Origin of the sequence: Longinema margulisiae (assembly GCF_025266855.1) — a bacterium.
Taxonomy (GTDB): Bacteria; Spirochaetota; Brevinematia; order Brevinematales; family Thermospiraceae; genus Thermospira.
The window spans coordinates 121,562-135,255 of record NZ_CP053071.1 but is presented as its reverse complement, the minus strand read 5'-3'; the positions used below and the strand labels follow the sequence as shown (position 1 = coordinate 135,255).

The following is a 13,694-nucleotide window of genomic DNA, read 5'->3' as shown; positions in this document are numbered from 1 at the left end:
AGAAAATGAGACATTTTTGGCTTCTTTTCTTGTTTCTTTTGGGTGTTTCTGGCTTATTTGCTGAAGGGGTTCCCTCCTCTTCTACAGCCTTCAAGGGGAATGTGACGCTCTTCGACTATAGTTCTCCGTGGGCAGGATTTAACAACCCGGCTTTGATGATGGGATATGGCGGGTATCCCAATCCGTGGATGTTTCGTACCTCAAGCACCAATTTTCCTGAGTGGAAGCTTGGAAGGGTATATCTTTTTTCTAGTTCATTAGCCGTGGGGGTAAATACCTCGTTTTATCAGCTTCTTGAGGCGTATCTTTACTACCTGGCCTATTATGCGGATAAAAATTTCACGGTTCTTCTCAAAAGAGGGCTGGATTATGTGGTGCCTCTAACGGGAGGGGCTTTTTCAACAGAGATGTTGGCCAATCCAACGAATGATTTTACCTATCTCAAGAGGGCTCTTAATCTTGTGCTTTCCAATACGACGCCAGGCTTTTATACCCGTGTGACTATGGGGCTTGGCTCTCTTTTTCTTCCTCTTGGCAAAGGAAATACGGTGGGTTTTCAGCCTCTGGTGGATTTAGAAACCTATGGGAGTTTTACCTCAAAGGAGAGCACTTTCTTTTTCTTCAGGGATCCGGAGGTTTCTCTTTTGCTGAGAGCAGGGGCGATTTCTTCTTTTGGGCTTGGTAGGTATGACCTTCCGTTTGTGGGAGATGTGGTGCTTGGAGCAAGCGTAGGAATTTATCCTTTTATGACGCGTATCCGATTCGAGAGTTTTGATGATCTCACGTCATATATGAATGCGATAGAAACCAACCGTGCAGCCATTCTTCAGTATGAGAATGTTCGTCAGGGTTTTGGTGCTGGGTTCGATATTGGGGCAATGAAGAGAATAGGAGAAGAATGGCAAATAGCCATGAAGGTAGAAAATCTTCTCTCTCCTATTCTCTGGAAGTATAAGACCACGAATGATACCAAAGACCACTATGCCTTTGACTGGATCCTTCCGAATGTGGTCGCAGGGGTGAGGTACACCTATCCTGTGGCCAAGCCTTTGAAATTTTTGGTGAACGAACCCTCTTTCTACTGTGAAGTGGAGGATCTTCTCTATACCAAACCCTTATCTCTTCTTTCCAAGGTACGTCTTGGGGCTGATGTGAAACTTCTGCTGGATATGATCCAGGTGGGGGTAGGGCTCAATCAGGGTTATCCGACGGCAGGAGGCAAGGTGAATCTCACCCTTTCATGGATACGGGATATTCCCTGGATGCCAGGTTTTTTGGGTGTGCTTCTGTTTCCTATCACGATGGGAAATCTCACGGGGTATGTGACCTATTATGGAAAGGAGCTTGGGCACTATCCTGGACATAAAGATGCCCTGGGGTATATCTTTGGCTTGGAGTACTATCTTGAGTTTGGGGCAAATGGACCGAGTCGCAAAGTACAGAAGGCACAGGCTTCTCAGGAACAATCCAGTAGTGAAGGCTCATTAGCAGAACCTGTTTTCAAGGGAGAAGGGGAAGAAAACGCGGGTGTTCAGATTAAACGATAAAAAATCAAGGGGCTGTTCCAGGTTTAGGGAACAGCCCCTTTTGTTTTAAAGAAGAAAACGACTCTACGCTTTTCTTTCAGCGATGAGGACACGAGGTAGGTTTTGATAATCATACCGAATCTGGCATTTCAAAGAGTATTCTGTGAAAATATCCCTGATTTTCTCCCACTTGTGGTCAACTTCTACGACTATCTTGCCATCGAAAGAGAGGTGGTCAAGGGAGTAATGGGCTATAGCGCGATAGAAGAGAAGCCCATCCTTGCCACCAAAGAGGGCATGCTCTGGTTCATGACGGAGGACAGATGGCTCTATGAGAGAACTCTCCTGGGGAGAAATATAGGGCGGATTGGAAACGATGAGGTCATATTTGCCGGAGGGTGGACGCTTCAAAAAGTCGCACCAGTGAAAGCGGATGTTTTTTTTGAGCTTGCGGGCATTGAACCTGGCAAGTCGAATAGCTTTCCAGGAAATATCACAGGCCTCTATGATGGCATGGGGAAAGAGAAAACCAAGCGAAATGGCAAGGATACCTGTTCCTGTTCCGATATCAAGGATATGGGAGAAATCCTGCTGGAATTCCTGGACGGCATAAAGGATATGTTCAGTGTCAGGTCTGGGAATGAGAACCCCTGGACGAACGGTAAAGCGTTTACCGTAAAAATCTGTGTATCCTACAAGATAGGCAAGAGGAATACCCCTTCCTCGTTTGTTTACGAGGTGAAAAAAGAAGTGTTTCTGGGCAGATGAGAGCCCTTTCTCCCAGAGAAGGGGAAGTGTGTTGAGTTCGCTTCCCGTCACATGGGCAAGGAGATAGCGTGCCGAGAAATCCGGATCTAAAGTAGCCTTTTCTCTGAGAAATTGGGAGGCCTTTCGGTAGGCGTCTCGATAGGTCATCATACCTCGAGGCTTTTCAAGAGCTCTTCCTGTTCACTGAGAATAAGCTGGTTGATGAGTTCATCGCACTCTCCATCCATGATCTGGTCTAATTTGTAGAGAGTGAGATTGATACGGTGGTCGGTGACCCGGTTCTGGGGATAATTGTAGGTGCGAATTTTCTCAGAACGATCTCCTGTTCGAATGGCACTTCGGCGAATAGAGGTTTGCTCCTGGAGTTGTTTCTGGATTTCGAGGTCAAGGAGTTTTGCTCGAAGCATACGCATAGCCGCTGCACGGTTTTGAAGCTGGGAGCGTTCCTCCTGACAGGCCACCACAATACCTGTGGGGATATGGGTAATACGAACGGCAGATTCTGTTTTGTTGACGTATTGTCCACCCGCTCCTCCGGCCCTGAAGGTATCAATCTTGAGGTCGTCTGGGTTGATCTGGATATCCACCTCATCGGCTTCTGGCATCACCACCACAGAGGCGGACGAGGTATGGAGTCTCCCACTGGCTTCTGTTGCAGGTACTCGCTGGACACGATGAACACCGGATTCAAACTTGAGATGTCCGTACACATCTTTGCCTTTTACAGAAAAGATGATTTCCTTGTAACCCCCAAGTTCATTTTCGCTATAGTCCATCACCTCGATTTTCCAGCGTTTTTTCTCGGCGTAGCGACTATACATACGGAAAAGATCAGCGGCGAAGAGAGCCGCCTCATCGCCTCCTGTTCCAGCTCTTATCTCCATGATGATGTTTTTCCCCTGGAGTTTGTCCTTGGGGAGAAGAAGGAGAAGGATCTCTTTTTCAAGCTTTTCCTTCTGTTCTTCTAAAAGGGGGAGCTCCTCCTTGGCAAGTTGTTTGAGTTCATCATCAGAAGAGGCAAGGATTTCCCTGTGTTCGGCGATCTGTTTTTCGATATTCTGGATGCGGTTATATACCTCAACGAATGGTTCAAGATCAGCCCGTTCTTTGGCGATCTTGATGTATTCCTGAGAACCGGGAGAAAGGTTTGCAAGTTTCTCTCCCATCTCTTCGTATTTTCGCATGAGATCAAGGGCTTTTGGATGCATAGAAACTCCTTTTTTTGAGAGCAATATTATAACGCAAAAATAAAAAAGAGGCAAATGCTAAACCCTGAATAAAAAAAGTTGTTTATCCTATGACCGAAAACACAGGGGCCGAACCTTGGGCTTAAAACCTCTGGGATAGGAGCCGTTCTCTTTGCTGGATTATGGCTTCTGTCTTGATGGGGATGCCGGTATGGGGGACGTTGATAAAATCCGGGTTTTGTGTTTGAGCAAATTCCCGAAAGCCCTCATGATTAAGCCAGTAATAGATTCCCCAATTGGTAAAATTCTGTATTCTGCATCTTTTTGAGGACGACATGGCGCCCCTCGTATTCAGCGAGGTAGGAGATACCAGATTTTCCTTTCCCTAATGTCTTGAGGATGCGAAGAGCAGAAAAATCCATTGTTTTTTCCGTTTTATTTTGATGTTTGCCTTGTCATAAAAACAAGATAAAACCTTTTCACCAGTAGCCAGAAAAGAAAGGAAAAACCAAGCAAAAGAAGAAGGGGGACAAAAAACTTTTTCTTGATAAGAACGGAAGCCAACCAGAAAAGAAGAAAAGCGCCGGTTACGAAGATGAGTTTGTCTTCTTTAGTCACTAAGATTTTTTTTTTGAAGGTAAGAGCGATACTCTTCACCTCGTGGGGTTTGAGACGTTCTTTTTTGCATTTGGTCTTGTAGGTGAATCGGTAATACACCTCCTCCCCTCGTTCGCTGGTTTCTACCAGAAAGGAGAGCCCCTGAGGGGTAATGCTTACGCTTCCCACAATCGGTTCCCACAGTGAGGGTTTTTCTTTGGAGATAATACTTTCAAAAACTCCGGCTAAATGCGTGATAGTCACGTCCTCAAAGCCGATCTTGAGAACAGAGAGCGTATAGTATCCAAGGAAGAAGGGAAGAAAGGAGAGGGAAAAGATGAGACGAATATCATCGGTATTCCGTATTTCCACCACAAGATCCGCAGAGGAGATGTCAGGTATGCCGGTGAAGTTCTCCTCAAAGGCATACAAACTGAGAGAGGAGAGACTATCGTTTAGCACAAAACCAAGCGATTCATAGGGGAAGTAATAGACACCTGGGGAAATCTCTTTGTAGACAAGATTTTCTTCATATTTCCAGGTTTCTCTGGGGACAAGGGTATTTCCACCTTCGTAGTCTTTGATGAGATAGTGCTTCAGATAGGGGTGGTGAAGGGTGTATTTGAGGATATCCCAGAGGGAGAGATGTACCTGATGATAACGGCATTCGACGCGCCCGTTTTCTAAGTAGCGCAGTTCCATTCGCATTGGCCATGCTCCTTTTCGTATATACATAATTATAGGGAAAGAGGAGAGGACTGTCAAGTAATGGGTGCCTTTGTTGAGAAGAGGTGTCGTTCCGTACTCATAGAGAGTGGGTATCTTTACAAAAAAACTGAATACTTGTTCGACCATCTTTTCTTTTTCAGTTTTGGGCTATTTTTGTTACCCATTTTCCTTCTTTCACGAAGCGCTCCCGCGCGGGCAAAAGGGGCGTTGTCCTCGTCGCATGCTACGCATGCGCCTCGGACGGACAATGGGCCGCTTTTGCGGGCAAGGAGAAAAACATCTTCTCTTTCTAGGGGAAGTCCTTCCTCCGTGGGCGACATTGCCTCGCCCTCTGGACTTCGGCAACCACAACTCGTCCTCCTGACTTCGGAAGCATAGCGCCCACCTCGCTTCGCCGATTCCCCGCTAAAGCGGGGTCCCCGCGGCTACGCTTCGGTGGGCTTTTGGGGAAAAGCAACAAAAGATGTCGCCCCGGGTGCCTCCTGCACCCTCACTTCGGAAGGACTTCCCCCTTACGGCAAAGGACACACAACCGCAAAAGCGGCCCGGTGGGTTACAGAAAAAAAAGGGGGTGAAAGAACAGAGCTTTCTCGTGTTATTTCCCTGTTCATTAAAAAATGTGGAAATAGGTATTCAGTTTCATATGTGGAACGACACAAGTAATGGGTGCCTTTGTTCAGGAGAGGTTCTCTTCTTTGACTTTTTTTCTTCTTTTTTGTATCATATATATTCACTACTTTTGAGGAGTCCTGTATGGCGTTTTCTGAGAATGCGCATTTTATTTTGGAAAAGTTTTATTATAAGCGTGATAGGGATGGGAATCTCTTGGAGAGAAAGCCCGAAGAGCTTTTTCATAGAGTGGCGAAGTTTGTGGCTTCGGCTGAAAAAGAGCCAGAGAATCGCAAGAGGATGGAAAAAGTCTTTTTTGATCTCATGATGGAACAGAAATTCATGTTCTCTTCGCCAACGCTTTTCAATGCAGGAAGTGATTTTCCCCTTTGTTCCAGTTGTTTTGTGGGTGGTATCCAGGACGACATGGTGTCCATCATGAAGGCGGCGACGGATACGGCCATCACCTTCAAGGCAGGGGCGGGGATGGGGCTCAACTTTGGTGTTTTACGACCCCGCGGGGCCCGTGTGGGAAGGGGCGGGACATCCAGTGGTCCGGTGAGTTTTATGCGTCTTTTTGATGAGGTGGGAGAAACCGTCAAGAGTGGAGGGGTTCGTCGGGCGGCTTTTATGGCCATGATGGATGTTTCCCATCCGGATATTGAGGAGTTTATCACCAGCAAGGATTTTGTAGCCCAGATGAAACGTATGTATCCCAACATCAAGTTGCCGGACGATTTTGTGGACAAAATGATGTCTGGTATTGCCGAATCGCTCAAAGATACATTGGGAGAGGGAGAGATACTTGAAGGAATTCTTCAGGATGTGAGACGAAAGGTATTCGAACCGCTTTCCAATATGAATATCAGTGTGGCTATTACTGATGATTTTATGAAGGCTGTGAAAGAAGATAGAGAGTTTACCTTAGATAGTGGTCATGGGATCACACGAACGGTAAAAGCAAAAGAACTTTTCCGTATGATAGCCCTCTCTGCATGGAGAACGGCGGATCCCGGGGTGTGGTTCATTGATCGGGCTAATGAGTATGACACGGTACCGAGCTTTGGGCGTATTCTTTCCACCAATCCCTGTGGGGAGCAAAGCCTGCATAACTACACCAGTTGTAATCTTGGCTCTATCAATTTGCTTCGTTTTGTAAAGGGCAAAGAGTTTGACTGGGAGGAGTATCGTGAAACAATCGCGTTAGCCACACGCGCCCTTGACAATGTGATTGATGTAGCGGCGTTTCCCACTGAGGAGTTCAGGACAAATACCCTCCAGATTCGTCCGATTGGGCTTGGCTTCACCGGGCTTGCCGAGACACTTTTCCGCCTTGGACTTTCTTACACCAGTGAGGAGGGACGCCAGTTTGCGGCAGCAGTAGCCCGAGAGATGACACAGCAGTCTATCAGAACGTCGATTGAACTCGCCCGTGAAAAGGGGAGTTTCCCTCTCTTTGAGGAAAATAAAGAGGCTCTGATTCGGGTGGTGATGTCCTATTTTGATAGTGAGGGTGAGAAAAAGGAGATAGCCTCAGCTATTCGTTCCCAGGGGATACGGAATAGCAACTGGACTACCTTAGCTCCTACGGGAACCATCAGCCTTATCCTTGATTCTTATACCTATTCCCTTGAGCCACAGTTTGCCCTTGCCTACCACAAGAATCTTATTGATGGTGGTCGGCTCACCTATGTGGATCCGGCTTTTCGTGAAGCCATAGGTGATGATCCAGTTCTTATTGAAAAAGTGATTGAAAACGGTGGAAGTTGCCAGGGACTTGAAGGTATTTCTCCTGATATTCAGAAGATCTTTGTGGTGGCGCATGATATCCACTATGAAGATCGTATCAAGATGCAGGCGGCTTTACAGCGATATATTTCCAATAGCATTTCTTCTACAATTAATCTACCTTCTTCCACAACTGTGAAGGAGATAGAAGAGATTTACCTCAAAGCCTGGGAGTCAGGTCTCAAGGGGATAACCATTTATCGGGATGGGTGTAAGTCTTTTCAGCCTATGACAACAACCAAGAAACAGACGCAGAAACCTCTCCCCGTCGAGAGTCGTTCTCGCTGGAAACGACCAAAGACCCTTCGGGCAGAAATAGTCAAAACCAAGACAGGAAGTGGCACTCTCTATACTTCTATAGGATTGGATGAGAGAGGATGGCCAATAGAGATCTTCATCAATATTTCGAAACATGGTTCAGAGGTTTCTGCTTTCTCTGAAGCCCTTGGGCGGGTGATTTCCATAGCCCTGCAAAACGGGGTAAATCCCCTTGATTTAGCCGATACGTTAATTGGCATTACCGGTGATAGTACGGTGTGGGACAATGGAAAGATGATAAAGAGTGTTCCTGATGCTATTGGAAAGATTCTCAAAGAGTATGCGGAGAGGATTCTGGTGAAAGCTCAGGAAGGACTTCTCTTTGAGACAGCGACTGCTGTTGAGGAAAATACTCCTCTTGACAATTCTTCTCATGGAGAGAAAGAAGAGCTACCCGGTGCCATGGTATGTCCCAAATGCGGAGAGAAGAGCCTTGTGAAAACAGAGGATTGTGTGAATTGTCTCTCCTGTGGTTATTCGAAGTGTGGATAGGGGTACGCATGAAGCGGTTAGTGGTAGATGCCCGGATGGTCAATATGTCCGGGATTGGACGCTATATCCGGTCTATTCTCCCTTTTCTCAGGGAAATACCTCTTACAGAGGTGATTCTCATGGGGCGTCCTCAGGAACTGCTTGCCTATAGTGAACATGTGATACCTCTTCGGAGTCGTATTTACCATCCCGCTGAACAACTTGAATTGAAAAAAAAGATTCCTCCCTGTGATCTTTTCTGGAGCCCTCACTTCAATGTCCCGGTGAGAAAGATTCCGGCCAGAAAGCGGGTGGTGACTATTCATGATGTGTTTCATCTTTCTGATATAGCCCCTTATAACAGGCTGGAAAAGGCATACGCCCGTTATCTTCTTCGTCAGGCGCTCAAGCGTTCTGATGCGGTGATTACAGTGTCGGATTTTACCCGTGACGAGATAGAGTTTTATCTTCATCCGTCAGCCAAACAAAAGGCAAAAATACAAACGATTCACCACTATGTGGATGTGGATCCTGAGAAGGTTTCTGTTGAGGAGAGTGAAAAGATTCTCAGCACCTATGGGATCCAGGAGCCTTTCTTTCTTTATGTAGGCAATATCAAGCCACATAAAAATATCACTGGACTTGTCAAGGCTTTTTCGCTTGTGAGTCGGCTAAATCATGAGGTTTCCCTGGTGATTGTTGGAAACAAGGATCATTTTTATAAGGGAGTTCCTGAGTTAGAAGAGATAATTCAGCATAGTCATGCCTCGTCTAAAATTTTTTTCACCGGTCAGGTGGGGGACAGGGAACTTGTCGCTCTGTATAAGCGGGCTGTGGGGTTGGTGCTTCCCTCTTTCTACGAAGGGTTTGGTCTTCCCCCCCTTGAGGCTATGGCCTGTGGGTGTCCCGTAATTGTTTCTTATATTCCCGTGTTCTGGGAGGTGTGCGAGGATGCAGCGTATTATGTCAATCCCTATTCACCTGAGGATATAGCAGAAAAGATGTTTGCTCTTTTCTGTCATGCGGAGTTGAGGGAGAGGTATCAGAAGAGAGGGCTTGAGAGGGTGCGTCATTTTACCAGGGAAAAAACCGTGAATGCGCATCTCTCTTTGTTTACTTCTCTCTTGAAGGAGTGAGGGTGAAGCCTTCTTTTTCAAGAAGAAAAGGGTGATGGGAAAACTATTTGTCTTGTGTTTTTTTTTCTGTGAGAGGGGGCATGGTGAGAAGGCGCGGGGCAAGAAGAACAAACTTTTCAAAATTTTTCCCGCTGATTTCAATGCGGGGGATGGCATAGGGATCAAAATGTGTTGAGGCTGGTTGAGGTGCCCAGAGTCCATAGGCATGCAGCCCGGCAATGAAATGATAGGTTTTTCCCTTGTAGGATATCTGCTTCACGGCTTGTTTCACCTGATCTGAGACACGACCGTTGGGATAGGCGATCTTGTTGATACTTTTTGCTCTATAGCCGAGATAACTTTCAAATTTTTCCATAGCGGCTCCAATTTCTTTAGCTACGGCCTCGGGAGACTTTCTGAAGAGTTTGTCAAGAGAGGTATGGTTTTTGGTGTGATTGACTATTTCAAAACCATAGTCCAAGAGAAGATTGAGTTTTTTCTCCACATAGGAGGGCTGGAGAAAGGGAACCTTGGAAAAATCTATACAAAAAGCCCCGCTGAGGGCAAAGTCTGGATGAGTGTTATGGAAGTCAAGGAGAATGCCAACAGCACACTCAGGGTCAATCTCTACGATGCCATCGCTATTGGTGTCAATGAGATCGAATTGGCCGTATGTAGCATCATCAAAGGTGAGAACAAAGGGTTTGGTACCGGGGGCAAGTCTTTTGAGAGAGGAAACCTCTCCACTTCCTAAAGCGAGATATTCATCGAGTGAGATAGGACGAAAGCCCTGTTCGTACAAAATCTCAAGCTGCTCTCTGAATTCCTGGGAGGTGAGGATAAAACGCCTGAGAAGAGGACGTTTGGCCATGAGAGGGGACAACAAAGAAGCATTATGAGGAGTCATGATCATGTGATACTGGAGGATAGGGATGGAACCAGGAAGCCGCTGAAGAATGTCTTCAAAGGAAAGAACATCAAAGGGATTTTCATAATGCCCTTCAATATCTATAGCGATTTCTCTTTCGGGTTGCCAAAAGAGATAAGCGGCAAGTGACACAAAAAGAGCTCCTCCAAGAGCGAGAAAAAAGGCCGAAAGGTTATTTTTTTTCATCCCAGATAATATCGACAACAAAGGGGGAAAGAGTTAAGGGTTTTGGGAAAACTCTCTTCGATAACCGGTTAAGGACACTTTTGTTTTTCGCTTGACATATTCTTGAAGAAATGATACAATATACAAGGAAAAGAAGAAGGAAAGGTATGGAGAGTTCGCAGTTTTATATCGGCCGACAGCCAATTCTCAACCGCCAGTCGGAAATTAAAGCCTATGAGCTTCTCTTTCGCTCAAGTGGAGAGGAAAATGTTTCTGGGCGAAATGATCTCTATGCCACGTCTTCTGTTATTGTGACTATTCTGAATCAGATAGGGATTGACAATCTTTTGGCCAACTATACAGGTTATATCAATGTAGAAAATCAGTTTTTTGAGAACCATCTCTACGAAACCCTTAATCCCAAGACCTTTGTCCTTGAGATTCTTGAGACATGTCGGGTGGACAAAAGCTTAGTAGAAACAGTAGAGAATCTCCACAAGAAGGGTTTTCGTTTTGCCCTGGATGATGTGATTCTCAATGATCAGGGGTACCTAAAGACCTTCAGTCCTCTCTTTCCGTATATTGATGTGGTAAAGATTGATGTGCGGGAGAATATAGAGTCCCAGATAAGAGCAAAGATCAATTTTCTTCGCAAGTACACCAATGCCAAGTTTTTGGCGGAAAAGGTGGAAAATGTTGAGGAGTTCCATTTCTATCGGGATGAGATGCAGTTTGACCTTTTTCAGGGGTATTTTTTCTCCAGGCCTACCATTATTCAGGGAGAACGTGTCGATCCCAAGCGGACAGCCATCATGGAACTTTTGCATCTCATTGAAAAGGATGCCAAGATAGAAGAACTTGAGGCTACCTTCAAACGCTATCCGGATATTACGGTGAATCTTTTGAAGTTTATCAATTCTTCTGCTTTTGGGACAAGGAGTCGGGTGAATTCGATACGCCAGGCCATAGCCCTTCTTGGCTACAAAAAGCTCTTTAATTGGCTTATGCTTCTTGCCTATGTGTATCAGTCTGATAATGAAATGGCCAATCCTCTTTTTGAATTAGCCCTTCAGCGAGCGAAAATGATGGAGACCCTTATTCGGTATCTTCGAGGCAACAATCCAGAACTTATGGATGCGGCTTTCTTGACGGGACTTCTTTCGCTTGTGAGTGCCCTTTTTCATGAACCGGCGGAGAAAATTTTGCAGGAATTGGGTATCTCCAGTGAAATCTATGAAGCCATCATAGGCAAAACCAATCTTTTGGGGAAACTTTTATTTCTTGTGGAAACGAATGAAGCCAATGATATCGAAGAAATAAAGGCCCTTTTAGACGAGATCAAACTCACGTTAGACACGCTAAATAAGGCGGCTATTGAGAGTTTTACGTGGGCCCAGCTTTTCAAGGGGATGTAGAGGAGCGTATGCCACCACAGATCCAGATTTTCGGTGTCAAAAAGAGTTTTGATACCCAGAAAGCTGAACGCTTTTTTAAGGAGCGAGGCATCTCTTATCACTTTGTTGATCTGAAGGAAAAGAGTTTCAGTCCAGGAGAACTCAAGGCGATATCTGAGGTGGTTTCGTGGGAGAAGCTCATAGATCCCACAAGCCCTGTGTATCAGAAAAGACAGATGCAGTATTTAGTGGTGGACTGGTTTGAGGAGGTTTTGCAGAACCCTACTCTTGTCCGTATGCCAGTGGTACGATGGGGAAAAAGGGTGAGTGTAGGCTATACCCCTGAAATCTGGAAAGAATGGTTGACCTCCTCCGAGCACGAAAAAAGGCCTTGATATTCTTGTGAAACAACTTAGTTTGGCAGGAAATATACTTTGAGACCCCTGCACGGGTGCTTTCTTACCCTTTCTGGGTCAGGGACTACGCCCCTCTTCACCGTTTTTCTGTTTACAAGGGCTTATTTGTCTTTTTTATTCAAAAAAGTAGAATAATTGATTACGGAAAGAAATATTTTTATACTAATTTTTGTTTTTTATTACTTTTTTGAGACCTTCGCACATTTGTGCAAAGGTTTTACTTTGTTTGAAATCTGAAGATCAGAGTAAACGACTACCTCAATGAGTTTTTGAAAAAAATTTGGTAACGTTTTTTTCAGGAGACCTGCAGTGGGAAGATGAGGAAAAGCAAAAAAAAGTTCCTCCCTGGCCGATAATAGGACACAAGGAGGAACCCATGCGTAAAGAATTCACCTTCACTTTGACTATCGACTACCCTGACACAAAACTTGAGACGTTAGTGGTGGTTTTTCTCCAGGCCATCAAAGGAGTGTTTGAGTCATTTGTTCATCAGATTTCTGTAGAAGTGGCAGAAAAAGAAATAAAAGAAGGTCGTATCACCTGTACATGCGGAGAAAAACATCACTTCATATGGAAAACAAAGCATGGAAAAAACACTGTTTTTGTTCTGATGCCCTTTGGAAAGATCACTCTTCCTCAGCTCCAAATTCAATGCAAAAAGTGTGGAAGAAAACTTTTTCTCACAAGATCTCTTCTTGGTGTAGAAAAGCGAAAAAGGCAAATCCTGAAAGATATCTACAGAGTGGCTTTAGCCGGGGCTCTTACCACCTATCGAGTGGCCGCTCGTATTCTTTCCTTCACAGGGTATAAAATAGGTCTTAGCACCCTCTGGAAAAACCTTCAAAATATTGGGAGAAAGATACATTTCAGTATCTCAGAAAAAGAAAAACCCTGTGGAGAAGCCGATGGGACGGGTATTCCTGTTCAGGGCAAGAAAAAAGGAGAAGAAGCTAAAATTCTTTTGCAGGAGAGGCAACAAGCCTCCCCATTGACAGGAAAAAATACAAGAATAGCAGGCCTTCTTGTGGATAATTACCATGCAGGTTGGGACAAACTTCTTAAGCCCATTCAAGAAAAACACTCTTTTTCTCGGTTTTTTCTTGTTGTCGATGGAGATACAGGGATTAACCAGGGCAAACATCCCGGTATCGTTTTTCAACGATGTTTGTGGCATGTAAGTTATCAATTGAAGTATTTTCTTCGTCTTGATAGAGTGAGATATCGTTCTTCTGAGTGGACAAATATTGTCGCTGAAACAGGGAAAGCCTGTTTCTTGGGGTACAAAAATGACTGGCAAACAAGACTTGGTTATCAAAGCGAGCGCAGACAGCATATTCAGAATCTTCTTGACTTATTTCACGAAAAAGGGCGCAAACATTGTTTTTATTATCTTCTTCGTGCTCAAAAAGACATGTTCGCCTGTGACAGTGAAGATGGTTTGCCAGGAACAACCTCAAGGGCAGAACGGGTGATGCGAACCATAAACCAGAGAATGGATGTAGGGGTATGGAAAAGAGAAGGGGCAACCAATGTTCTTGCTGTGCGTTTGCATTACTACTATAATCGTGATGAGGCTATCGATGGTGTCTACTGGCAGGATGTGATATAAAACATAGGGATGGTACGTACTTATTGCCCTGTTTTATGGCCTAAAAAGGGTACTTTCCCCAGAAAAAACTTGTT

11 protein-coding genes are annotated in these 13,694 nt (G+C 45.1%); 6 read left to right on the top strand and 5 right to left on the bottom strand.

Annotation, left to right across the window (positions count from 1 at the left end):
- The first annotated feature begins 5 nt into the window (after positions 1 to 5).
- On the top strand, positions 6 to 1,547 hold the full coding sequence (locus BREVNS_RS00670) for a hypothetical protein (protein ID WP_483427150.1): 1,542 nt from the start codon (positions 6 to 8) through the stop codon (positions 1,545 to 1,547).
- A 63-nt stretch (positions 1,548 to 1,610) separates the two neighbouring features.
- Here BREVNS_RS00670 and prmC read toward each other — a convergent pair whose 3' ends face one another.
- The 4 genes from prmC to BREVNS_RS00650 all read right to left on the bottom strand — a co-directional run bounded on the left by prmC (position 1,611) and on the right by BREVNS_RS00650 (position 4,786).
- A complete protein-coding gene (gene prmC, locus BREVNS_RS00665; protein WP_483427149.1) occupies positions 1,611 to 2,441 on the bottom strand; it encodes a peptide chain release factor N(5)-glutamine methyltransferase in 831 nt (276 codons plus the stop codon).
- Positions 2,441 to 3,502, bottom strand: a complete 1,062-nt coding sequence (gene prfA, locus BREVNS_RS00660) for a peptide chain release factor 1 (protein ID WP_483427148.1) — start codon at positions 3,500 to 3,502, stop codon at positions 2,441 to 2,443. Before prfA ends, prmC begins: the two co-directional genes overlap by 1 nt.
- A gap of 121 nt (positions 3,503 to 3,623) precedes the next feature.
- A complete protein-coding gene (locus BREVNS_RS00655) occupies positions 3,624 to 3,818 on the bottom strand; it encodes a hypothetical protein (RefSeq protein ID WP_483427147.1) in 195 nt (64 codons plus the stop codon).
- Between the two features lie 98 nt (positions 3,819 to 3,916).
- Entirely contained in the window at positions 3,917 to 4,786 is an 870-nt protein-coding gene (locus tag BREVNS_RS00650) for a hypothetical protein (protein WP_483427146.1), read from the bottom strand.
- A 774-nt stretch (positions 4,787 to 5,560) separates the two neighbouring features.
- Between BREVNS_RS00650 and BREVNS_RS00645 the strand changes: the two genes are divergently transcribed.
- Together BREVNS_RS00645 and BREVNS_RS00640 are read left to right on the top strand one after the other, a co-directional pair.
- Entirely contained in the window at positions 5,561 to 8,014 is a 2,454-nt protein-coding gene (locus BREVNS_RS00645) for an adenosylcobalamin-dependent ribonucleoside-diphosphate reductase (RefSeq protein WP_483427145.1), read from the top strand.
- Positions 8,015 to 8,022: 8 nt separating this feature from the next.
- A complete protein-coding gene (locus tag BREVNS_RS00640) occupies positions 8,023 to 9,129 on the top strand; it encodes a glycosyltransferase family 4 protein (protein WP_483427144.1) in 1,107 nt (368 codons plus the stop codon).
- Positions 9,130 to 9,172: 43 nt separating this feature from the next.
- On the opposite strand, the gene BREVNS_RS00635 is transcribed toward BREVNS_RS00640, so the two are convergent.
- Positions 9,173 to 10,168: a polysaccharide deacetylase family protein gene (locus BREVNS_RS00635; protein WP_483427143.1), complete on the bottom strand. Its 996-nt coding sequence runs from the start codon at positions 10,166 to 10,168 to the stop codon at positions 9,173 to 9,175.
- Positions 10,169 to 10,368: 200 nt separating this feature from the next.
- On the opposite strand from BREVNS_RS00635, the gene BREVNS_RS00630 reads away from it, so the two are divergent.
- The 3 genes from BREVNS_RS00630 (at position 10,369) to BREVNS_RS00620 (ending at position 13,620) form a co-directional block, all read left to right on the top strand.
- Entirely contained in the window at positions 10,369 to 11,616 is a 1,248-nt protein-coding gene (locus tag BREVNS_RS00630) for an EAL and HDOD domain-containing protein (RefSeq protein WP_483427142.1), read from the top strand.
- 8 nt (positions 11,617 to 11,624) lie between these two features.
- Complete coding sequence (locus BREVNS_RS00625) at positions 11,625 to 11,990, top strand: arsenate reductase family protein (RefSeq protein ID WP_483427141.1); 366 nt, start codon at positions 11,625 to 11,627, stop codon at positions 11,988 to 11,990.
- 397 nt (positions 11,991 to 12,387) lie between these two features.
- Entirely contained in the window at positions 12,388 to 13,620 is a 1,233-nt protein-coding gene (locus BREVNS_RS00620; protein ID WP_483426076.1) for a hypothetical protein, read from the top strand.
- The last annotated feature ends 74 nt before the right edge of the window (positions 13,621 to 13,694 follow it).

What these genes read in the sequence shown, in the direction of transcription:
- prmC (WP_483427149.1), bottom strand. Translation starts at nt 2,441, where the DNA reads ATGACCTATCGAGACGCCTACCGAAAGGCCTCCCAATTTCTCAGAGAA.
- BREVNS_RS00620 (WP_483426076.1), top strand. Translation starts at nt 12,388, where the DNA reads ATGCGTAAAGAATTCACCTTCACTTTGACTATCGACTACCCTGACACA.
- BREVNS_RS00630 (WP_483427142.1), top strand. Translation starts at nt 10,369, where the DNA reads ATGGAGAGTTCGCAGTTTTATATCGGCCGACAGCCAATTCTCAACCGC.
- BREVNS_RS00655 (WP_483427147.1), bottom strand. Translation starts at nt 3,818, where the DNA reads ATGTCGTCCTCAAAAAGATGCAGAATACAGAATTTTACCAATTGGGGA.
- BREVNS_RS00645 (WP_483427145.1), top strand. Translation starts at nt 5,561, where the DNA reads ATGGCGTTTTCTGAGAATGCGCATTTTATTTTGGAAAAGTTTTATTAT.
- prfA (WP_483427148.1), bottom strand. Translation starts at nt 3,502, where the DNA reads ATGCATCCAAAAGCCCTTGATCTCATGCGAAAATACGAAGAGATGGGA.
- BREVNS_RS00650 (WP_483427146.1), bottom strand. Translation starts at nt 4,786, where the DNA reads ATGCGAATGGAACTGCGCTACTTAGAAAACGGGCGCGTCGAATGCCGT.
- BREVNS_RS00625 (WP_483427141.1), top strand. Translation starts at nt 11,625, where the DNA reads ATGCCACCACAGATCCAGATTTTCGGTGTCAAAAAGAGTTTTGATACC.
- BREVNS_RS00640 (WP_483427144.1), top strand. Translation starts at nt 8,023, where the DNA reads ATGAAGCGGTTAGTGGTAGATGCCCGGATGGTCAATATGTCCGGGATT.
- BREVNS_RS00670 (WP_483427150.1), top strand. Translation starts at nt 6, where the DNA reads ATGAGACATTTTTGGCTTCTTTTCTTGTTTCTTTTGGGTGTTTCTGGC.